Origin of the sequence: Butyricicoccus sp. AM27-36, assembly GCF_003480945.1 — a bacterium.
Taxonomy (GTDB): domain Bacteria; phylum Bacillota; class Clostridia; order Oscillospirales; family Butyricicoccaceae; genus Agathobaculum; species Agathobaculum butyriciproducens.
In genome coordinates this window covers 693,810-716,813 of record NZ_QUJR01000001.1, presented here as the reverse complement: position 1 = coordinate 716,813, position 23,004 = coordinate 693,810, and the positions used below count along the sequence as shown (strand labels likewise).

The 23,004-nt window shown below is 55.2% G+C and carries 15 protein-coding genes; all 15 read right to left on the bottom strand.

The annotated features are described in order from the left end of the window. Positions 1-55: 55 nt before the first annotated feature. The 15 genes from DW724_RS03640 to DW724_RS03555 all read right to left on the bottom strand — a co-directional run bounded on the left by DW724_RS03640 (position 56) and on the right by DW724_RS03555 (position 22,907). Complete coding sequence (locus DW724_RS03640; RefSeq protein WP_118760688.1) at positions 56-394, bottom strand: plasmid mobilization protein; 339 nt, start codon at positions 392-394, stop codon at positions 56-58. After that, positions 391-9,321, bottom strand: a complete 8,931-nt coding sequence (locus tag DW724_RS03635) for a helicase-related protein (RefSeq protein ID WP_243105680.1) — start codon at positions 9,319-9,321, stop codon at positions 391-393. The genes DW724_RS03640 and DW724_RS03635 overlap by 4 nt, the downstream gene beginning before the upstream one ends. Beyond that, a complete protein-coding gene (locus tag DW724_RS03620) occupies positions 9,314-10,081 on the bottom strand; it encodes a hypothetical protein (RefSeq protein ID WP_118760685.1) in 768 nt (255 codons plus the stop codon). The genes DW724_RS03635 and DW724_RS03620 overlap by 8 nt, the downstream gene beginning before the upstream one ends. A gap of 76 nt (positions 10,082-10,157) precedes the next feature. Then, entirely contained in the window at positions 10,158-10,994 is an 837-nt protein-coding gene (locus DW724_RS03615) for a hypothetical protein (RefSeq protein WP_118760684.1), read from the bottom strand. Positions 10,995-11,013: 19 nt separating this feature from the next. After that, complete coding sequence (locus DW724_RS03610; RefSeq protein ID WP_118760683.1) at positions 11,014-11,460, bottom strand: XF1762 family protein; 447 nt, start codon at positions 11,458-11,460, stop codon at positions 11,014-11,016. Beyond that, the gene (locus tag DW724_RS03605) at positions 11,447-13,573 is read right to left on the bottom strand and encodes a type IA DNA topoisomerase (protein WP_118760682.1); all 2,127 of its coding nucleotides are present in this window, start codon (positions 13,571-13,573) and stop codon (positions 11,447-11,449) included. The genes DW724_RS03610 and DW724_RS03605 overlap by 14 nt, the downstream gene beginning before the upstream one ends. A 174-nt stretch (positions 13,574-13,747) precedes the next feature. Continuing rightward, complete coding sequence (locus tag DW724_RS03595; RefSeq protein WP_118760680.1) at positions 13,748-14,473, bottom strand: DUF4366 domain-containing protein; 726 nt, start codon at positions 14,471-14,473, stop codon at positions 13,748-13,750. Continuing rightward, positions 14,463-14,711 (bottom strand): DUF4315 family protein, encoded by a 249-nt coding sequence (locus DW724_RS03590; protein ID WP_118760679.1) that lies wholly within the window; start codon positions 14,709-14,711, stop codon positions 14,463-14,465. The genes DW724_RS03595 and DW724_RS03590 overlap by 11 nt, the downstream gene beginning before the upstream one ends. Positions 14,712-14,739: 28 nt before the next feature. Next, positions 14,740-16,461, bottom strand: coding sequence for a C40 family peptidase (locus tag DW724_RS03585; RefSeq protein ID WP_118760678.1), 1,722 nt, complete (start codon positions 16,459-16,461; stop codon positions 14,740-14,742). After that, complete coding sequence (locus DW724_RS03580; RefSeq protein WP_118760677.1) at positions 16,458-17,405, bottom strand: DNA-methyltransferase; 948 nt, start codon at positions 17,403-17,405, stop codon at positions 16,458-16,460. Before DW724_RS03580 ends, DW724_RS03585 begins: the two co-directional genes overlap by 4 nt. Next, positions 17,395-19,770, bottom strand: a complete 2,376-nt coding sequence (locus tag DW724_RS03575; protein ID WP_243105686.1) for a VirB4-like conjugal transfer ATPase, CD1110 family — start codon at positions 19,768-19,770, stop codon at positions 17,395-17,397. The genes DW724_RS03580 and DW724_RS03575 overlap by 11 nt, the downstream gene beginning before the upstream one ends. After that, positions 19,709-20,209, bottom strand: a complete 501-nt coding sequence (locus tag DW724_RS15940; protein WP_117752015.1) for a PrgI family protein — start codon at positions 20,207-20,209, stop codon at positions 19,709-19,711. Before DW724_RS15940 ends, DW724_RS03575 begins: the two co-directional genes overlap by 62 nt. A gap of 15 nt (positions 20,210-20,224) precedes the next feature. Then, positions 20,225-21,097: a VirB6/TrbL-like conjugal transfer protein, CD1112 family gene (locus tag DW724_RS03565; protein ID WP_118760675.1), complete on the bottom strand. Its 873-nt coding sequence runs from the start codon at positions 21,095-21,097 to the stop codon at positions 20,225-20,227. Between the two features lie 13 nt (positions 21,098-21,110). Further along, positions 21,111-21,209, bottom strand: a complete 99-nt coding sequence (locus tag DW724_RS03560) for a Maff2 family mobile element protein (protein WP_442861251.1) — start codon at positions 21,207-21,209, stop codon at positions 21,111-21,113. Positions 21,210-21,296: 87 nt separating this feature from the next. Further along, the gene (locus DW724_RS03555) at positions 21,297-22,907 is read right to left on the bottom strand and encodes a recombinase family protein (RefSeq protein ID WP_117536987.1); all 1,611 of its coding nucleotides are present in this window, start codon (positions 22,905-22,907) and stop codon (positions 21,297-21,299) included. Positions 22,908-23,004: the final 97 nt, after the last annotated feature.

The following is a 23,004-nucleotide window of genomic DNA, read 5'->3' as shown; positions in this document are numbered from 1 at the left end:
AATCTCTGTTTTACACCCTTAATATACCACACTAAAGCGGTAAAGTAAAGCTTTTTCAGAGATTTCCCATCTTGCTCAGAATGGTACTGACCGCATTCCACAGTTCACCGTACCGGCTTTGTAGATCCGCTACATCCTCAGCGTAGAGATTTCCAGTGCTGTTCACGCGCTTTGCGATCTGATTGAGGTTGTTGGAGCAGATCCGCAGCAGGGATACCAGCGCCTTAAAGTCCGCCATGTCTACTCGGACGGCGTAACCGTCCACCGCCATCTTCCGCAGGTAGGCACGGCGGTTGTGGATACCGAGCTGGGCCATCTTCTCGTCGATCCTGGCCTTTTCTTCGGGAGATACCTTGAAGTAGAGTGGGATCGTGCGTCCGCTGTCTGGCTTCATGCAAGTTCCGCCTCCTGACTGTGAGATCGTCCCGGTGCAGCTGCCATTGCCGCAGATTCCATGCCCATGCGTTTGAGCATTCCGCGAATAGACGGCTTTTCCTCCGTGTGCTCCGGCTGCGGTTTCTCGCCGTCATCCATGTGGAGCGCCAGACGCAGCACATTCAGACGGTTGGTCTTGTCGGTCAATTCCTGCTCTTGTGCAAAGGGACGCTTTACCTCCTCTTGTGCTTCTTGCTGCTGGGCGGTCAGGTTTTCCAGCGCTGTCTTGTGCTTTTCCAGATTCTTTGGGATCTCGTCCAGCACATGGTCGATGCGGGTCGTATTGCCCACAGCATCCGCACCCAATTCTACCTCTTGGGACAGCTTGTGGTGGAGCGTAAGCTGGAATTTTTGCGTCTGCACATTCGCCCACAGGGTAATGGGAAAACCGCGATATTCGCCAATCGTGCGCTTTTCGGAAACATCCTGCATAGCGGTGCAGGCGTCCAGAATCGCCTGACCTGCGGCTTTGCGTTCGGTGTAGGTCACGCCGCCGATCTGCATGGAAAACTCGATGGGCGTATGCTCCTGAAGGTGGGAGCTGTCCTCGGTGAGCGCCCGGATAAACTCCTGCTCCCGCAGGATGGACTGCGGGAAGAATTTCAGCAGCTTGTCCTCCAGAGCGTACTTCTGGCTTTCAAAGTTTGCCTTGACCAGTTTCAGCTTTGTGACCTGTGCGTCCAGTTCCGTGTACTCGATGATGCGGGGATCACCGGAGGCCAGCGCCTTGACCTCAGCGTAGCTCAGTGCCGCAGCGTCCACATCCTCGCAGGTACGGGACGGGTTCTTGCTGCTCATCAGCTGACCGATGAACTTCTGCTTGTTCTCCAAGATGCTCCAGTTATAAGCGTCAAAGGTGCCTTCGGTGACATACTTGAACAGCTTGACTTTTTTGAACGAATTTCCGCGCCGCAGGATGCGTCCCTCGCGCTGCTCGATGTCAGCCGGCCGCCACGGGCAGTCGATATGGTGGAGTGCCGCAAGGCGTGTCTGCACATTCGTGCCAGCGCCCATTTTTGCCGTAGAACCTAGCAAAACGCGCACCTGACCCTTGCGTACCTTTGCAAAAAGCTCTGCTTTCTGGTTTTCCGTTTTTGCATCGTGGATGAAGGCGATTTCTTCGGGTGGGATGCCTTTTTCCATCAGCTTTTGCTTGATGTCCTCATACACATTGAACGAGCCGTCACCCTTTGGGGTAGACAGGTCAGAGAAGATGAGCTGTGCGCCGCTCTGCTCCGCCGTGTCCTGCCAGACCTGATACACATTCTGAACGCACACATTGACCTTGCTCTCCGGGTCGTCCGGCAGTGTCGGGTCTGCAAGGCGCTGATCCAGCGCCAGCTTGCGTCCGTCCGATGTGACCTTGAGCATATTATCCTCTTTTGGTTCCACCATGCGGCGGCGGATGGCTTCGGCGCGTTCGCCCAATTCAGACACCATGTCCTGCTGATATGCGCTGGGCTTCGTCACGACCGTGATGCTCTCATGCTCCGGAACGGGCAGCTTCAGCATTTCTGCTGTTTGGATGTCCGCCGATTCACGCCACATTGCCATCAGCTCCGGCAGGTTAAAGAATTTCGCAAATCGGGTGCGGGACCGGAACCCTGTGCCCTCGGGGGCGAGCTCCATCGAAGTGACGGTTTCGCCAAAGTTCGCCGCCCAAGAATCGAAATGCAGCAGTCCGGTTTCCTCCAGCAGATCGTATTGCAGATACCGCATCATGGTGTAGAGTTCCGACATGGAATTGCTGACCGGGGTTCCGGTGGCAAAGACAACGCCCTTTCCGCCGGTGATCTCATCAAGATAACGGCACTTTGCGAACATATCCGAGGACTTCTGTGCGTCCGTCTGACCAATGCCGGCAACATTCCGCATTTTTGTGGCGAGGAACAAATTTTTGAACAGATGCCCCTCATCCACAAAGAGCTTATCTACGCCAAGTTCCTCAAAGTAAATGACATTATCCTTACGGCTCTGGTCATTCAGCTTTTCCAGACGGGTCTCCAGCGTTTTTCGCATCCGTTCCAACTGCTTGATGGTATAACGCTCGCCGTTCTGACTTTTCGCCTCGTCGATGCTCTCAAGGATCTGGTCGATCTGATCGTGGATGACCGCCTTTTGCCGATCCGGTGAGAGTGGGATCTTCTCAAACTGCGTGTGACCGATCACAACGGCATCATAATCGCCGGTGGCGATCCGGCTGCAAAAGGTCTTACGATTTGCCGGTTCAAAATCCTTTTTCGTTGCTACAAGAATGTTTGTACCGGGGTACAGCCGCAGAAAATCCGCGCCCCACTGTTCGGTCAGGTGATTCGGCACTACTACAAGGTTTTTCTTTACAAGTCCCAGCCGTTTGGCTTCCATTGCGGCGGCAATACACTCGAAGGTCTTGCCTGCGCCCACGCAGTGTGCCAGCAGACTGTTGCCACCGTAGAGCATACGCGCCACCGCGTTTCGCTGGTGCGGCAGGAGGGCAATATCCGGCGTCATACCGGTAAAGCGCAGATGCTCACCGTTGTACTCGCGGGGACGGATGGCGTTATAGAGGTCGTTGTACTTTCGGCACAGCGTTTCCCGGCGCTCCGGGTCCTTCCAGATCCAGCTCTTGAATGCTTCCCGGATCAAGTCCTGCCGCTGCTGTGCCAGAATCGTTTCTTTGGTATTCAGCTCCCGCGTTTCCTTGCCGCTGGCGTCGGTCACGGTATCATAGACGCGGCTGTCCTTAAGATTCAGGCTGTCCTCGATGATGGTGTAGGCATTGCGGCGCTTGGTTCCGTAGGTCACATAGGCAAGGGAGTTATTTTCGCTGTCTGCTGTCTTTCCGGTCAAGCGCCACTCGCCGGAAACTTCGGAGTACAGCACACGCACCTCCCGTTTCGCCCAATGAGAGGGTTTCAGCAGCTCATGTACAAACTGCGTGTAATATTCCGGTTCGATCCACGTTGCGCCGATGCGCACATCGATCTCCGCCGCTGTCAGATCCACAGGCTGTGCCTTCTCCAGCGCCGTCACATTCCCGGCAAAGGCAGGATCGCGTTCCGCTGCTTCACGGGCGGCAGTCAGCTTCTTTCGGACATTGCCGGACAGATATTCGTCTGCCGTCTGCCAACCGGCAAGAGGATCTTCTCCGGCCGTAGGGTCTTTGTAGATGACCCCTTGCAGCTCTGCGACGATGCTCTCGGTGTCCTCGTGCCCCAGCAGACTTGCCATAAACGGCAGATCGACGCAGGCACGCTCCCCAATGGATACCGCCAGCGCTTCGCTTGCCGTGTCTACATGGTCAATGACGATCTCTCGGTTGATGGTGCGCTTGGTGAACATATCTGCCTTGCGTTCCAGCTTGCCGGTGTCCTCATCAATAATTTCCAAAGACCGCAGCAGGCAGTAAGACGAATCCTGCTCAAAGGCTCGCTTGTTCGCCGTACTGCACAGCAGTCCGCACTTTGCGGTGAAGGTATCATAAGCATCGTTCAGGTCTGCTTGCAATTCATGGATCTCTGCATCGGTGCCGCCACGCATCTGGAGGTCGATCAGGCTGCGGGTAATATCCCGAATGGAAATCATCCCGCGAATGCGCTCCATCGTGGTCGCAGCTTCGCTCACCGGTTCCAGTTCGGTCGCGTTCTTGTAGTACAGAACGCCGTCCTGCTCGGTATAGCTGAAGCTGCGAACCGGTTCCGCTTCTTCCACAGACGGTATCACAATCTCCGGCGATTCGGCGGTGTCAGTGGAAAGAAGCTGTGTATCCGGCTGGTCGAGGTGCTGAATCGCTGTTGCAAGCTGGCTCCCCAAATCGGCACCCGCTACCGGCAGGCAGCGGGTTTCCAGATCGTTGCTGTACATCTTCTTGTCCCAGACCATCGTGCCGAGGATCATTTCCGGGTGCTGCTCAAAATAGCGGTTGACCGGGATACCGTCTGCGGTCTGACCCAGCTCCACCCAATCCGGAAGCTGCTCCGGCGGCTGCTCCCGTTTTTGGAGAAAAATGATGTCCGAGGTGACTTCTGTGTTGGCGTTCTTGGCAAAGGCGTTGCTGGGTAAGCGGATCGCACCCAGCAGGTCGGCTCGCTGCGCCAGATACTCGCGCACAGCGCGGTCCTTTTTATCCAATGTGCCTTTGGAGGTGATGAAGGCAACAATGCCTCCGGGATGTACTTTATCCAGAGATTTTGCGAAAAAATGATCGTGGATCAGGAAATTATTCCCGTTATAGCGCGGCTCGGACAGCTTGTAATTGCCAAACGGCACATTGCCGATGGCAAGGTCAAAGGCGTTATCCGGCAGTTCGACGCGCTCAAAGCCGTCCACGGTGATATTTGCCTCTGGGTAAAGCTGCTTTGCGATCCTGCCCGTGATGCTGTCCAGCTCTATGCCAAACAGCTTAGCGCTGCGGTAGTGCTCCGGCAGCAGACCGAAGAAATTGCCGATGCCCATCGCTGGTTCCAACACGGTGTTCGGCTTGACGCCCATGTGCTCCAGCGCGGCATACATGGCGCGGATCACCGTAGGCGAGGTGTAGTGGGCGTTCAGCGTGGAACTGCGGGCGGCGGCGTATTCCTCCGGTGTCAGCAGAGTTTTCAGCTCAAAATATTCCTTTTCCCATTTTTCGTTCTGTTCGTCAAACGCCTGCGGGATGCCGCCCCAGCCAGAGTAGCGGGCAAGGATAGACTGTTCATCTGGTGTCGCTTGGCGTTGCTCTGTTTCCAGCTCTTTCAGCAGTCTGATCGCCGCCACATTGTCCTGATACTTGCTTTTTTGACCGCCAACATTGATGTCGCCGTCCGTCAGATGAAAATTTTTAGACTGTTCCGGCTCCTCCGGGAAGTCTGCCTCATGAACCGCTGTCGAATACAATACATCGAAGTCCAGAGTTTCAAGCTCGTTGTGGATCAGCTCCTGCAGACTGTCCCATTTCTCCTGTAGCACCAACACGCCGTCTGCGTAATAATTGATGGCATAGTCAATGAGGTCGGCTTCTACCTGTATTTCATGCTCATCGTTATCTCCCGCCGTGGAGTAGGCGAGCCCTACATGGTGCAGGTCGGTTTCCGGAGGAAATTCCGTTTTATCGGATCGATATTCTTCGCTCCAAAAGTCGAGGATCAAGCCTTTTGCCTGTTCCAGAAGCGCGGCATTCAGTGCGTCCTCTCCGGTAAGGACCGGGTTCAGCGGCTCCTTGCCCTCTGCGGCAGCAGTCAAGTCTGCATCCCTTTGCTGCTCCACCCATTCCCGCACATACGACACCGGCTCATTACGGAAGATAGGAAATCCCCGGTGAGATACAAAGGTATCATCCCGCAGCTCCACCTCGCCGGCGCTGTAATCCACGCTCTCCACGGTGAAGATACGCCCGTCTTCCTCCAGCTTCATCCGCAGGGGAATATACTCGCTGATGTCCAGACTTTGAATGACCTCATACTCTCCGTCTTTCTCCTGCCCAAAGGTGACGCTGTGTCCCCGCTGCTGGAGCTTGCTGCCCACAGCCTGCCAGCTCTCGGCAAAGCCGGTGACAGGGACCTTACCCATGCCGGGGATGTCCTGTTCGTAGACCTTGCGGGGATAATCTTTGACGATCTGCGTGGCATCTGCGCCGCAGAACAGGATGTACTGTCCGTCCTGCACACCGATCATGTGCGTCGAGTATTCTTCTTTCAGGCGGAGGTATGCTTCACCGTTGATATGGAACTCCGGTTCGTCTGCTGTTTCTTCGGATCGTGCGACTGATTCGCTCTCATTATTAGGAACTATTATCGTTTTATCTTTGCCCTGCTCCGTAGGAATTTCTCCATCCATCTCCTTTTCCGACTCCGTTTGAGCTGGTGTGGAGAACACCGGGGTATCCTGCGTTGCGGAAACAGTCATTTCCATGGTGCGGGCGATCTTTTCGATCTCCGCCCGCACAGTATCCGGCATATCCTCGTAAAAAGTCACTGTCCTGTCCGGCTGGATATGTGCCACAGTCTTGTAATCGCCATCGGCCAACTCTGCCTTGTTCCAGACGGTCATGCCGTTGCCGAGATGTCCATAGCCGAGGTCATACTGCTTTGACCTTGCCGTCAGGTCAATGGTGATGGTGCGCAGCTTCGGCGTTTCTTCCTCCGGTGCGGGAGAAGGTTCCGGCTGCGGGGACATATCCAAGGTAAGCTGATCTCCGTCCGCCAGCGGTGCTGTTCCTCGAAACAGCTTGCGGGCGGCTTCATCCAGCACAGAGGTCGGTTTTTGTGCGGCTGTCTGCACTTTCTCTTGCTTGGCCTGTGCGGAAACTGCCGGATCGGACTTCCATAGGTCAAAGGTGCCGTTTCGGTAGGCAGTCAGACTGTCGTAGGCGCGGATGCAGGCATCGTAGCCGCGATCCTCCGGCGTCATGCCTTGCAGAACATTCTGCATAGCCGCCTGCAAGCGCTCGGTTTCCTTCGGCTCCGTGAGCATTGCCACGATCTCCGGGGTATTGTCGGAAGAAATATCGCCTCGCTGGTAAGGACACTCTGCGGTCGCCGGGGCGCAGGCAAACAGACGGTCAATGCGCCGTGCCAACACATTTTTCGTGTAGCCGGGAATCTGCTGCTTATCATCGTCTGTGAGGAAGCGGTCTGCGGCGATCAGTTCCGCTATGCGCTTTTCCACCTGCGGCCAGCGAAGCAGGACAGCATCATATTTTTCTCCAGCCGACCGTTCCAGCTTCATTCCCTTGCTGTCACACCAAATATTGCGGACAATATCGCTCTGACCGCTGAGTCCAAAGCGATTTTTCATCGAATCCTGACGCTCTTTTCGGTCCGGATGCAGCGCGAAATAGCTGGATACAGAAAGGCGATATTTTGTGTTGCCTGGATACTCCGAAATCATCGCATCTACTTCATCCTGCGTGATAAAGCTGACCTTGACCGGTTGAAAATCCGGGTCAGCCGCAAAGACTCTCGCAGGCTGCGCCAGTTCCTCCAGTGTCCGAAGCTGGCGCACCGGAGCATACCGCTTCCATCGCATAAGCTCAGGATCTGCGGCGTAGGCAGAGTAGAACACGCGCACTTCATCCGTAATGGTTTTCAATCCTTCCGGCGTTTGCAGCGTGTCCAAAATACGCTTCGTTGCATCCGGGAACCCATACGGCGGACCGGCGTACAAGTCAGACAGCACCGGCATCAATTCCTTGATTTTAGAGCCGCTTTCGGTGTCCTGCATCATGTACCACAGGTTTTGTGAGAGTTCCTTATACTCATTGCCTCGCGCCCAAGGAACTTGATCGGCGGTCAGGTATGTGCCACGCTCTACCAGCTTTCGGATGCGTTGCTCTGCCTGTTCCCATGTGAAATGCACCGCAGACGGCGCAAATCGCGCTGCCTTTCCGGCAGCGATGCAGATACCGGCTTCATCGAACCACAGCGAAAACGGTGCGCCGTCCACGGTGAAGCCGCGACCGCCGACACCATATTCCTTTTTCAGAAACGCCACAATATTTCCGGCACTGTCCGCTGCCTGATACCGGGCATAGATCCGCAGACTGCTGTTTCGCTCATTTCCGCCCGCCGCCAAGATACGGTCTGTGATGGAATCCGTCAGACGGGCAGGAAAAAGCGCAGGGGCCGGTGCCTCTGCGCTGTCTGCGATCTGTTCAATTTGTTCCTCTGGGGTACGGAACAGGGATACCTGCCCGTAGCCTGCCGGTGCGGAAAACGGTGTGTCGATTTCGGTTAAGCGTAGATCAGGTCGCTCAGTACGCTTTCCTCTGCGGAGTGGCGGATGTTGTTCATCTGCTGCACCCACGCCATCTGATTTTCCGCTTTCAGTTTCTCGGTCACGCCCATCGTCTGTGCCTGCTGCTCCGTCACGCGGTCCAACATCTCCGCCGCCTGCCGGTCGATCTCCGTCAGGTGCGTCCACAGCTTGCCGGTCATCAGCATCGAGCTGTACAGTCCCTTGCGGTGCTCCATCAGGTACTTCTCCCGCAGCTTCCCGAAGCGTCCCAACTGCGTCTGCTCCGGCATCTCGTCCATCGTCAGGTCCGGCACCCGAAATCCGTTCTGTTCGGTGTAAGTCAACTTCTCCATGTTCCATACTCCTTTCACGCGCTAATGTGATAAAGTTCGTGTTTTCATTATAGAGGACTTGCGGCGGTTTTGCAAGGTCTTTTTTTCGCAGGTCGAGTTCTGCTTGGCGCACCGTGCGTCCGACCTCCAGAAGTGCTGTACGGCTTGCCTGTGCGGTCGCTGTGCCAAGGTAGGCAAGGACAGCAGGAGTATTGAAGTCCGTCACCCCTCGCAGATCGTCCTCATCCAGATAGTCCGCAGGGTCTACACCGCAGCGGATCAGCAGTTCGTACTGGGTGCTGGCGCGAACCAGATTGCGGAATGCGACCTCGATGTTGAGATCGTCCAGCTCCTCCAGAAAACTGTCCGCTTTTTCATAAATGAGGTCCTGTGTCATATCTGCACAGACCTCCAGTGCCAGCTTTTCGCCGGTATCCATCAGCAGAGCGCCGAGGTCTGCGCCATTACCGTCAAATTTCTCTCGCAGCATTTCACAGACCGCTGTTTCATGCTCCGGGCGCAGTTGCCAGATCCACGGCGTTTTGCCGTCCTTGACCGGGTGGGTATCTGCAATATCATGGACATAGGACAGATACGGCTTGCCGCCGTAGCCTTTGCGGATGAGAGCGATCGCTGTTGTTCCGGCATTGACCCAGCGGCGCATTTCATCATTCCAGAACCCGATGTCCGCGCAGGCAGTGGCGTTAGGGCGCTGGGCGTAGATGAGGAGCTGATCGTCAAAATCATACGCCTTGTAGAACCGGGATGCTGTGGTGAGGAACTCCATCCACGCCTGCGGCGAATGTGTGACCTGTTCACAGGTGTGTGCGAACAGACCGGAGATGGTCTGTATCTTAGCCATTGATGTGCCTCCTTTGCTTTTGGATTTGATCTTCAATATGCGCTTCTACCTGTTCAAGCGTTTTCCCGTACTTAAAACCGTGGGAAACAACATTTTTCTCTGCGTCCAGTTTCCGCAGTTCCTCCCATAATTCAGGATGATCTGTTATGAGATGCGCCAACTCCCCATAACTCTGATTGGGGCAGAACCAGCACCCACCGCGCCTTGAAATGCGGTATATCGGGGAAAGCAGTCCATATTCTTTGCAGAGGTCATACGCCATTTGCTCGGTGTAGCCGAAACGCTGCAAAAGTGAGATTTTATTTGTGCCTTGCAGCCGCTGCAATCGCTTTGGCTCGTCCAGCGCGATACCGATGTACTGGATGTACTCCGTTCCCGCAAGGTTCAACTTTTTGAAATAGCTGCGGATCGGCGGGATTTTTAAGTCACGATTGATCTTGCAGCGTCCGCCTATAGGCCAGCCGCCGTATTTTCCAATGCGTTCAGGAACGCGGCTTCTCTGTGTGGGCTGATAGAAGCAGTCAAGGTAATCTTTTTCGGCGTGTATCATTTCAACTTCATATCCCCAGCTTTCAAACAGCGGCTTTGCCTGATCGCGTACAAAGCGGATATGTTCCGGCAGTTCTCCGCTGATCCCGCGCTTTCTGTCAAACATCACTTCGGAAAAGATGATCTTTGACGACGGCAGACCATGAATGTGATCCAAGATAATACTCGCCGTGCTGTCTTTACCGCCGCTCCAAGAGTGAAAATATTGCATTTCATTCCTCCTATCTATCTCCGGTATCTGAATAAGCAAAGGCGATGCGTTGGTGTCGCACCGCCCTGAAAAATATTTATCGTTCTTCCTGCACTCTTGCAGGGTTTGGGGATGCCTGTTTCTGCTCCTGCTGCATCCGGGCAAGCTGCGCACGAACGGAAGTCGGTTTTTCTTCGCTGTACATCTGGATGTACTCCTTTGTCCGGTTTTTCAGGTCCGCTTTTGCTTTGTGGTAGCTGCCGAAGTAATGTCCCCAATAGAAGTCCGTGGGCGCATCCCCGACGGTATGCCGCCAAGTGACATAGGGCTGCGGCGCTCTGGGGTTTTCGCCCAGCACGAACTCTACGGCTCCAGCCTGCATCCGGTCGATAATAGCGTATCCCTGATGGACGATCTGCTTTTCACGCTCCGGCGTCTGTGCCATGAATGCGACGATTCTGCCGTTTTCGTCTTGTAACGGTTGAAAGACCTGACCCGTCATCATGTACATCCCATCCATTCCGGCACCGGCTTTATAGCCGCCGTCCGGGGTGCGCTCGCTGTTCAGCAGCACATAGCCGCTGTCCAGCACGAAGCCGGGTTCCTGCCGCTGCCCGAATCCGGGTAGTCCCATCGGGACGGTTTCGGCGGTAATACGGGAGAGCTGTGCCAGCGGTCCGATCTCATCAAATGCAGCCGGCTGAAGGTCTGACGCACCGGCATACACCGGAGCATAGACCTTCGGGACGGCAGCTTCGCCGGTCACAAGGCGATCTGCCGACTGGTATAACCACGGAATATCCGGCATAGAGGTCAGCATCGTGCCATCGCCCAAAATGTACTCGGCGTCCTTGACATTTTCGTGCTTGGGTCCGAGGTGTTCGGCAAAGGTGTCGAACGGGACGGGTTCTAACCGTTTCGTATTTTCGTTCATCGTCGTTCCTTTCTAATTTCTAAGGCTTCGTTAAATAGAGCCACTTTGTTTTTATCTCATGCGGCGCGATATAATAGTTTCTTTTCCTGCTGCCTGTCCATTCTTTACCTCCAGCCGCACCGCAGTTTCGGAAGTTCGCAGCCTTGAGGCTTGCTCCGTTTTCGGATGCCAGCGTATAAGTGATAATCTTCCTATATCCCATATCCCTCGCTATACGCTGGCAAGCACCATATAGCTTAGAGCAGGCATTGTGCGTTCCATCTGTGCAATTTCGGTAAATTTCTAATGTATCGCCATCATCGCTATACCGCGAAACAGGTCTACCGCAAATCGCAACGCCACACAATTCATCATTGTTCCAGCAGGCTATCGCAAACTTCCCGCCAACAGGTGGAATATTGTGCCTGTGATATTTTTCAACAAATATTTTTGCTTGAGCTAAATGAATCGGTCTAATTACGAGCATTTTTCCTCTCTCCGCATTTGAGGATTTTGTCTGTTTTCTTAGATACTACCTTCTTCTCAAATTCCAGCTTATAATTCACATACCGCCCGGTATCCGCCAGAACGACAATGGCATCGTAGGTCGTGCCTTTCTTTTCGCTGAACAGGCCGGACATCTTTACGCGCCCCTTTTTCAGCAACGCCGTCGCCGCAGATTTCGTCAGTTCCTTATGCTTATCCTTGAAGAATCGGTCATTTTTCCACATGGTGAAGCCGCAGCCCTGCCGGGTACACTGGAAGCTCAGTTTGCGCTCCATGACGCTCCCGCCGCAGCGGGGACACGCACCAATGCACTCGCGCTCATCGAACAGTTCGGTTTCCACCTGCACATTCTTATAGCACGCCACCAGCTCGGACACCTGCTTTTGAATACCAGCCAGAAATTCCTCCGGGGATAGAGCGCCGTGCTCGACTTCTTTCAGCGCAGACTCCCATTCTGCTGTCAGCTTTGCGGACTTGATGCTCTCCGGCAGGATCACAACGAGGTTGTGTCCCTTTTTCGTGGGGAGTAGCTGACGGCTCTTTCGTTCCAAAAAGCCGCCCTTTACCAGCTTTTCCAGCACTCCGGCGCGGGTCGCAGGTGTACCCAGCCCGGTGCGCTCTACGCCCTCGATCTCAGCAAACTCCTCTGCACTGGCGTGTTCCATTGCGGAGAGCAGCGTGTCCTCCGTAAAGTGCTTTGGTGGTGTGGTGGAACCCTCTTTTGTCACGGCACGGGAAACGGATACGGTCTGTCCCTGTGTCAGCGTCGGCAGCGTATCCGACGGTTCGCTCGCCTCCGGTTTTTGTTTCAGTATGGAGAGGAACGCTTTCTCCGTTGCCCTCCAGCCGGGTTCTATCACCGCGCGCCCATTGGCGGTAAAGACTACACCGTCCTGCTCCAGCCGGACAGCAGTATCCTCATACTGATGGATTTTACCAATGGCGCACAGCAGCCGCACCATCACCAGCGTCAGCACATTGCGCTCACCGGCAGGCAGTGACGCCAGTGCATCCTCTGTAACCTGCATGGTGGGCAGCAACGCATGGTGATCGGATACCTTGCTGCTGTCAACAACGCGCCCCACATCCGTGATCGCACAGGGCGGCGCAAATGGCAGCAGCTTTGCAGACTGCTCGGCAAGAGCAGGAACGCCGTCCTCCATATCTTCAGTCAGGTAATTGGAATCCGTGCGAGGATAGGTCAGCAGCTTCTTCTCGTAAAGCGCCTGTGCGTAGTCCAAGACCTGCTGCGCCGTATAGCCGAACAGACGGTTGCCGTCCCGCTGCAAGGTGGTGAGGTCGTACAGTTTCGGCGGACGCGCTGTTTTTTTCGTCTGCTCCACAGCGGTTATGGTGAGGGACTGTCCCTCGCAGGCGGCACACAGCTTGTCCGCGTCCTTGCGCTGTGCAAAGCGGTCTGACACCGCGCGAAAGCCGCAATCCAGCTCCACCATGTAGAACTTCTGCTTCGTGAAGTTCTCAATGGCGCTCTCACGCTCCACCACCAGAGCAAGGGTGGGCGTCATCACGCGCCCCACATTCAGCGTCCGATGGTACAGTGTGGAAAACAGGCGCGTTGCATTGATGCCTACCAGCCAGTCTGCTTTGGAACGGCAAAGCGCCGCCGCATAGAGTGCGTCATAATCCGCGCCGGGACGCAGTGCCGCAAAGCCATCCCGAATCGCACTTTCCTCCATTGAGGAGATCCACAGGCGCTCCATCGGCTTGCGGCACTCTGCCATTTCATAGACCAGACGAAAGATCAGTTCGCCCTCGCGTCCGGCATCCGTCGCGCAGATGACGCTCTCCACATCGTCCCGCTGCATGAGCGTTTGCAGTACGGCAAACTGCGCCTTTTTGTCCGGTGTGATGATAAACTGCCACGGCTCCGGCAGGATCGGCAGATCGTCCATCTGCCATTTAGAATAGGCGGGGTCATAGGCGTCTGCCGACGCCATTTCCACCAGATGTCCAAGACACCAGCTTACGAGATAGCCGCCGCCCTCCAGATAGCCGTCCTGCCGCTGCCGCACGCCCAGCACAGAGGCAATACTCTGTGCCACGGACGGCTTCTCCGTTACGATCAATTTCATGCCTGTTTCCTCCCAAAGTGCTGTTCCATCAGTTCCTTATAGCAGATCCCGATACACGGGCGCTGCCTGCCATAGCCGCAGCCATGACAGGGATGATCCGGGGAAAGAGCCGGGGTTTCCGGCTCTTGTCCACCTGCGGGTTTCTGCTGCATCATGCGCTCCATGCCTGGGCGGTTACTGAACAGGGGCATCGCTGTCACCGTCCATATCCTCGTCCTCATCTACATCTTCCTCATAGCGTCTGCGGCGTTCGGCTTCTTCCTCGGCGGTGAGTTCAGAAAAGTCCTCCTCCACGGGTTCGTCCTCCGGTCCGGCAAACTCGATCTCGTCCCAATCCTCCGCGTCGTCCAGTTCATGCTTCGGCTTGTAAATCTTCACATAGTAACCGGCACCGCCTGCGGCAAGCACCACGATGCCGATGAGCAGCATCATGCTCGTGCTGATGCCGGTCTTAGCAGGCTGCTCCGGCTGTGTGGGTTCGTCTGCCGGTTTTTCCGGCTCCGGCGTGGGTTCCGGCTTGACCAGTGTAGTCGCAGCGGAATCGTCCTTTTTCGCCAGCGCCATCAGGTCGCTTTCGGTCACGGCGTTCAGAAAGTACACATTCTCGGTGCTGCGCTGTTTATCAATGACGAGGTAGAACACATTTTCATCTGCGGTCTGGATGGTGTAAAACTCCTTGCCGTCCTCGTCCGTGGCGTTATCCACCACTGTACCTGTGCCGTTGGGAGTAAAGGGATTGGTCGAAGTGCCGGTTTCTGCATCAGCGGGCGTAGTCGCCTCTGCGGGAGATGTGGTGGACTGCGCCGGTTCCTCGCTCATGGCGAAGGCAGGGACGCAAAAAAGCGTCATGCAGAGGGCGGTCATCAGTGTGACTGTCAAGGTACGGAATTTAGTTCGCATGGTTGTTGTCCTCCTTATTCAGATGGTTCTGCGGCAGCGGTGCGCCGCTGCGAAGCGCACGAAGTACCTCCGCCAGCTCATCCGGCGAAACATCCATGCTCCGCACCACGCCGACGATCTCCGTGTTCTCCAGTTCGCGCTTCTGCTGTTCCAGCTCACGGCAGCGTGTCTGGTACGACGCGACCTTGCCCTTGAGCTTGTCAATTTCCTGCTCGATCTTCTTGATTCTGGGATTCATACAATGCCTCCTAACAAAAAAGACAGGCTCACAGCCTGCCAAATGCGTAAAAATGTTTCTGCCAGTATGAGGTTTCGATGCTGGCGTATTTGATGGGCGAACCGGCGTGGATCATCATGCCGTTGCCCACATAGATGCCGATATGCGACACCGGACCGTCACAATCGTAGGTTTTTGTGAAGAACACAAGGTCGCCCGGTTTTGCTTCACTTTTCGAGATGACGGTACACTGATTATAGATGCCGGTCGCCGTGGTACGCGGCAGATTATGAACGCCGCTGGCCGTGTAGACCCAGCACACGAAGCCGGAGCAGTCAAACGAGGTGGACGGACTGCTTCCGCCCCACACATACGGCCAGCCGAGATACTTTTCCGCTTCGGTGATGAGCGCCTTGAACGACGGGTCAGACAGTGCTTCACCGGGGATCTCATACTTCGGTCCATCGGATGGGTTTGCGTAGATGTTGTCCCCGAAAATATCCGGTCGGTTGCCTTTCTGCTGAAAGATCACCAGATACCGCTTGTACTCATCCTCGGTCAGCAGCTCCCGTACAACGGTTCCCAACGAGCGATTGCGGACGGTCACATACAATATCTTGTAGGTGTATGCCACACGCCTGGAACTGGTTGTGCCGTCCTTGTTGGTATGGCTCACAGTTTTATACCGCGTCTCGGATACCGGCGTCAGCGTGACCGTGTACTGCTGCTCAAACAGGTCTTTGAGTGCCGCTTGAACCTCATCCGGCTTAAAGTCATTGAATTTCACGGTGAGGTAGGCGATCAGCTCATTGGGGTCATGCCCGATGGTATCCACATCATAGCGGTATTCATCGTAACCACTGTGCGTCTGCTCGATGCTGCCCAGCTCGCGCTCCAACTGCTTTTCCAGTGCCGTATAGTCCGATTCCACCTGACGAATATCCGGGTCCTCGGCGGTGTAGGAGGTGCTGGTGATCGCACCGGTCACGCCCTCCAGCATGGCTGAACAGGAGGACAGTCCGGACATCAGCAGGCAGACCATCAGAGCAAGGATACCTGCCATGCACAGTGCGCCTTTTCGGTGCTGCACGATAAAATCACCGGCAGTCTGCGCCGCACCGGTCACGGCGTTCTTGGCACGCTCCCACACGGTCGCACCGCCTGCCGCTTGCTGCGCCTTGCGAAGTTCCTTGGCATATTTCCGCTTCAAGCGCCGTTTCTGAAGCTGCGCCTTGAAGGTATGCTCCTGAAGCTCCGGGGTATCTCGAATGGCTTCGCGGTATCTCGCCTCCACAGTCGCCTTGGTGCTTTTGCGCTCTAATTTCTCTACCTTGCGGTAGGGTGCGTCTTTGACATAGCGATGCCCATGCCGGACGGCGCTGCTTACCGTGCGCTCGGTCACAAACTCCGTCTTGTGGGCAGCTTCGGTGCCCACATTTTCCTGCTCCACCTGCCGCAGCTTGCAGTGCAGCTGTCTATTTGCCATGCGACCGGAAGCCGTTACTACGCGGCCGGCTGTGCTGCGCTTGCCGCGGGGCTTTACTTCTTCCGCCAAATAAACACTGTGCTTTACCTTGCCAGTTTCCGGGTCTACGGTGCGCTTGAGGGCAGGGCGGCGCTGTTTGGGCAAATCTTGCTTTGCCTGCTCCAGCTTACCGCCCAGCACCTCGGCTTTTTTCTTGGCGTTTTCCGCCCGTTCCTCCGGCGTGAATTTCAGGCGCTTACTGCGGGCGGCGTCATCCGCATCGTAGATATTGCGCTTCCACTTCATGCGGATGCCTCCTCGATCCGCTTCTGTGCCAGCTTGCAATACTCCGGGTTCAGCTCAATTCCGATGTAATGTCGTGCAAGCTGCTTCGCTACGGCACCGGTGGTGCCGCTGCCGAAGAACGGGTCCAGAACGATCCCACCCTCCGGGCAGCCTGCCATGATGCAGGTTTCCGCCAGCTTGGGCGGATATGCGGCAAAATGCCCGCCGCGATAGGATACCGTGTTGATGTCCCACACATCCCGCTTATTCCGCATGGTGGGTTCCGGTTTGTCCGCATAGTATGAGCCGGTCCGCATCTTATTGAGTCCCTGCACATTGTTTTGTCCCGGCACCTTTTCGGCATACTTGCCGCCGCAGCACCTACGCCTATACCGTGCAGCAGAGGACGAAGCCAGCGGCTCTGCGATCGCATCGGCATTATAGAGATACTTTCGGGATTTTGACAGCAGGAAAATATGCTCATAGCAGCGAGAAGGACGGTCTTTGCAGCTCTCCGGCATGGGATTGCCTTTGCGCCAGATGATGTCGCTGCGGAGATACCAACCGTCTGCGCGAAGCGCAAAGGCAAGCATCCACGGAATGCCGATCATATCCTTGGACTTGCAGTCCTCTACCGTGCGGTTCAGCGCCACAGTCTGACCAGTCCTGCCGTTGGGATACTTCGGGTCCAGCGCATCGCCCTGATCGCCTTTTCCGGCAAAGGTATCTGAAATGTTGAGCCACAGCGTTCCGTTCGAACGCAGAACGCGCCGGACTTCGGCAAACACCTCGGTCAGACGCGCAACATACTCGTTGGGCGTACTTTCCCGCCCGATCTGTCCCGCCACGCCGTAATCCCGGAGGGCATAATACGGCGGCGATGTCACGCAGCAGTGAACGCTTTCGTCCGGGAGCATCCGCAGAGCCTCCATACAGTCCATGTTGTAGATCACATCAGTCTGCATGGGGACCTCCTTTCTGCTCCTGTTCCGCAGGCTTCGTTGTCATAAGCTGATACAGCCGGGTATTCTTCGGAAAACGGTCCTCAAATGGAATGACCTTATCCCCAAAGAACAAGAGTCCCTGACCCTCGCCGCTGTTGGTGACATGAGCCAGCTCGTCCGGCGCGATGGAGAGCCGCTGCGCCAGAATTGCGCGGTCGCTGGCGCCCTGATTGAGCATCAACACAAAGTCGCTGTTTTCCAGAATATTTTCAATTTCAGGACTGGCAAGCAGGTCTTTCACATTCTGCGTCAGGGCGGTCGGGATGCCGTTCCATTTGCGGAAACGCTTATAGATCTCTGCCGTGTACGCCGCCGTCTGCGGCTCTTTCAGCAGCAGATGGAACTCGTCCAAAATGATGCGGGTCGTTTTACCGGAGTAACGGTTCGCTGTGGTGCGCTGCCAGATGTGTTTCTGTACATTGCTCATGACCAGCTTTTTTAGTCCTTGCCCCAACCGGCTCGTGTTGTAGCACACAAGGCGGTTATGCAGGTCGATGTTCGTGCGGTGATTTAAGTAGGACAGGCTGCCGGTCACATAAATCTCCATCGCCGTGGCGAGATCGTCTGCTCTGGGGTCGTGCTGTTCTTTCAGCGCACGGTACAGATCACCCAGCACCGGCATCTTCTCCGGTTTGGGGTCCTTCATATATTCCCGGTACACCAATCCGATGCAGCGGTCCAGCAGGGATCGCTCAATGGGCATCAGGGTATTACCCTGATTTGCCATCATCAGTTCACACTGGGACATGATGAAATCTGCCTGCATCAGCATAGGTGATTCGCCCACATCGGTGCTGAGGTCAAGGTCCATCGGGTTGAGGTAATATTTGCTGTCCGGTGCGAGGTAAATGACCTGCCCACCCAACGCTTCGGTGAGTGCGGTGTATTCGTTCTCACTGTCCAGCATGAGCTGATCATCGTCCGTTGTGAAAAAGGTATGGACGATCTCACGCTTGGCGAAGAACGATTTACCGGAACCCGGCGTACCCAGCACGATCCCATTGGGACATTTCAGGGTCTTGCGGTCTGCGATGATGATCTGATTCGTCAGGGCGTTCACGCCGTAGTACAGTCCCCCCGGCTGGTACACCTCGCAGGTGCGGAACGGCAGGAAAATCGCCGTTCCGCTGGTGGTCATGCCACGCTGGATCTCCACCAGATTGACACCCAACGGCAGTGCGGACATATATCCCTGCTCCTGCTGATAGTCCAGCCGAATGAGTTCGCAGTTCGCGGCGCTGGCGATGCCGCCCACAGAGGTCAGAATGTTCTCCAGCTTCTGTCTGCTTGGGGCGATATGCACCATGAGGATCGTCACCATAAAGAGCTTTTCATCGTGGCTCTGCAACGCTTCCAACAGATTTTCCGCTTCTTTAGCGTAGGTTTTGAGGTCCGGTGGGAGAATATCGTAATCGTAGCCGGTGCGTGTGGCGCGTTTCTGCTCGTCGATCTTCGTCTTATCCAGATCGGACAGCTTGCGCTTAACGGCTTTCAGCGCCGCGCCATGCTCCAAGGCCTTTGCGTGGATGGTGAAGATCTGGCAGGCATCGCAGTCCAGCAGTGAATTGAGCAGAGTATGAGAAAGGCGGCTTGCATCGATTTGCAGGAACGATGCCGCGCCATAGGATGCGCCCACGCGGAAATAGCGCCCGTCCTTGAACTGAAACGAGCTGGGTGCAATAAAGTCTTTACTGGAAAGTCCGGTCTGGATCAAGGCATTCCAGTTAAATTTGAACTGCTGGGGCGTATCCAGATGCAAGCACTGATGCAGCGCCGCCAGACGCTCATAGCCGTCCATCGGATGGGCGGTGCTGCCAAGCGACCGGAACGCCGCGATGACATCGCTCTCGATCTGGTCCAGACGGGACAGTGCTCGCACCAGACCTTCCGCCTGCACGGTGTAGGTCAGGCACATCCGGCGCTCGACCTTGCACTTTGCCGCCTGATGCAGCAGGAAATCGCTGAGTTCCTGCCGCACCGGGTCCAGTGCATCGCCATCGGGCGGGATACTCAGATCATGCTCATAGGTTTTGAGGCCCGGGTAATAGCAGATGACGGACAGCTCCAGACCCACAGAGGGTCCGAAGTAATTGAGCAGATCGCAGTAGAGGTCGAAAATGACCACCTGTTCATCGTCCGACACTTCGGTATATGCGCGATCTTCAAACTGGACGCTTTTGCTGTACAGCCCGCCGCCAAGGTCGCACATACCGTTGCGGTACATTTCCACATAGGGAATGGTCTGCTGGGCGGTGGCGGCGATCTTACCGTCGCGTTTTGCCCGCTTTACCGTTCTTGCGAACTCTTTGCGCTGCGCGTTTGTCAGCGGCGTGTCCGGTCGGACGATCAGGCCGCTGTTCCAGCCGACGCTTTTTGGCGAAGGCCGGCTGCTTTTTCTGTTCATAGAGAGCAATATGCTCCACCTCCTCGTTGATTTTTGCCTGCCGTTCCAGTGCGGCAAGGCGGTTGTTGGTCTGATACGGACGGTTCCGGGGTGTCAGGAACCGAACGCGGGCATAGTTTTTCAGGCATCGTTCCACCGGCTGACCGTTTTTCCTGTACAGCGCTGTGAAGAAGAACGGCAAGGCCGAAACGATCAGCAGCACCATCGCCGCATCGCCGCCCAGCGGCTTGCGGGTCAGCAGATAGATCGGAACCGACACTACTGCCGCAAGGCTGAAACACACAAGCTGGCGGCGGGTCAAGCCGAACATGACCTTGTTCTGCACCTGCGTCAGATCCTTTGGGATATAAACTTCCGGCAAAATCAATTCCTCCTTTTAATGGGCGTGCAGAATGCTCTTTGCAACGCCGCCGGACTTGAATAAGCTGAAACACAGCAGCATAGTGTAGGCGGTGCATCCCCAGATTGCAGCGTGGATATTGCCGCCTGTAAGGGATAGCGTCTTGACCAGTGCGGCGTAGATCGCCACGCAGACCATGATGAGGAACCCCTGCAAGCCTAATGCCGCAAGTCCCCGCACATAGTTCGTGCCGATGTTGCCCCATTCCCGGTTGGCGAAGGTGGCAAACGGCAGCGGTCCGACACTGGCGTAAATGAAGATCTCGATCATTCTGCCATAGAGGATGATCATGATGCACACACCCATCACGGTGAGGGCAAAGCGCATCAAGAAGGTTTCCATCATGAGGCCAAACAACTCGCCTGTGCCCATCGCTTCCAACTCGGTCGTGATAGACGCAAGTGCCGCTGTAATGTCGATGCTGGCTTGCGCATCTATGACGCCGGTCGCTTTCTGCACCATGTTTTGTGTGACATCGAAAATCGCCATGATGAAGTCAAAGGTATGATTGATAACGAAAATGGCGATCCCAGCCTTGAACACCCACTTGACGAACATCCATGTGTCGATGTCGTGCATATTGTTCTTGTCAATGATCATACTGATCAGCTCATAGCTGAGGATCGCCGCAATGACCAGTCCGGCAATCGGCAGGACCGCCGTTTGGGACAAGCTGCGGATGATGGAGAAAACGCCGGAGTTCCATGCCTCCGGCGTTTTTCCTACTTCGCCCGCGATCTCGGCAACGCGGGTGTTCACGCCATCAAACATACCCGACAGATTCCCCTGAATGGCTTCGATCAGGAACTTCTTGATCCATTCATTGATCGCGTCGAATATGAAATCCATAGGCGCTCACCATTTACACAGTGATGAGCGTAGTGATGAGGGGGATGACCTTCACGCCCAGCAGCATGATGCCGCCGCCAGCTGCAAGCTGCTTTGCGCCCTGGCTTTTTATTGATGTGCGATAAAGAAGTAATAGAAGTGTAAAAAATTTTGCCGTTCCTATCCGGCACTTAGCTCTTGTGTCGGATAGGTCGGGCGGTTATTCGGGCAAGTCCACCTTGCCAACAAAAGAATAATAAATCTCAATGTCCTGTCTGCGGGTCTTGTTCTCGTCATAGCTGCACTCATGCACAACGATTTTCTCTACAAACTCCCGCAGCAGAGTAGGGGTAAGTTCTTCAAAGCTGGTATGCCGCCGGACAACATTCATAAACTTTTCTGCGTTCACGGTGGCTTCCTGTGCTTTGGAAAGCTCCGCTTGGATAGCGGCGGCTCTTTCTTTCAGCTCCCGTTGTTCTGCTTCATAGTCTGCCGACAGCTCTGTGAAACGCTCGTCTGATATGCGCCCGGTCACACTGTCCTCATACAGCCGCTTGAAGATAGCGGATAACTCGGCTATGCGTTTCTCGGTGGCTTCCAGCTCCTTTTTCTTGGCGGCGTTCCTGCGCTTGCCCCCGTCCTCGTTCTGCTCAATCAGGAGCTTCATAAACCGGGCTTCATGCTTTGCCGCATAGCTGGTCACTTTCCGCAGATTGGAGAGTACACCAGCGGTCAAGAGGTCGGTGCGGATAAAGTGCGCCGTACAGTCATGGGTGCGTTTCTTGTAGTTGCCGCAGATATAACAGTCCTGCTTGCGCTTGTCCGTCTGGTATCGCTGCTGATACATCACACTGCCGCAGTCTGCACAGAACAGTATGCCGGAGAACAAGCCCACTTCATCATAGCGGTTGGGGCGTTTGCGCTGCTTGCGAAGCTCCTGCACCCGTTCCCATGTTTGGGTGTCTATGATAGGCTCGTGGTGGTTCTCGAATATCGCTTGCTTTTCCTCCGGGTTTTCTACGCTGTGCTTGACTTTGTAAGAGAGTTTTTCCGTCTTGAAGTTTACCAGGCAGCCCGTGTATTCCCGGTTTTCAAGGATATGCACAACGGTATTGGTCGCCCACTTGCACTCATAGCCGGGGTGGTAGCGGCGGGTGCTGCCCGTCCTGCGGTATTCCAGCGTCCCCGGCGTGGGGATTTGCTGCTCTGTGAGCATACGGGCTATCTTGGTCGGACCGTTCCCGGCAAGGCAGAGGTTGTATATCTGCTTAACTACGGGTGCAGCTTCCTCGTCAATAATGAAATTTTCGTCCTCGTCCATGAGGTAGCCATACACAGGTTTGCTTGTGATGGGCTTGCCACTCATACCTTTTGAGCGTTTTACTGCTTTGATTTTCTTGCTCGTATCTCTCACCAGCCATTCGTTAAAGATATTCCGCAGCGGGGCAAAGTCATTGTCGCCCTGTGCGCTGTCCACTCCGTCATTGATAGCGATGAAGCGGACGCCTTTCTGTGGGAAAACCATTTCCGTGTACATTCCCACTTGCAGGTAGTTTCGCCCTAACCTCGACATATCCTTTACGATAACTGTCCCGACTTTTCCGGCTTCAATGTCCGCAAGCATGGCTTGAAAACCGGGTCTTTGAAAGTTTGCACCAGAATAACCGTCGTCCGTGTACCAGCGCAGATTGGAAAAGCCGTTCTGCTTTGCATAGGTTTCAAGGATACGCTTCTGATTGGAAATGGAATTGCTCTCGCCTTGCAGCTCGTCCTCATGGGAAAGTCTTGGGTAAAGGGCGGTAATTGGTTGTTGGTTGGTCTGTCTTAACATAAAATCCTCCGTTTCCGACAGCCAGCCCCACTATTCCGTACCTTGATTGTACCACATGGGGCGGCTGTCTGTATAGCGGCAAAAGCGTCAAATCTGC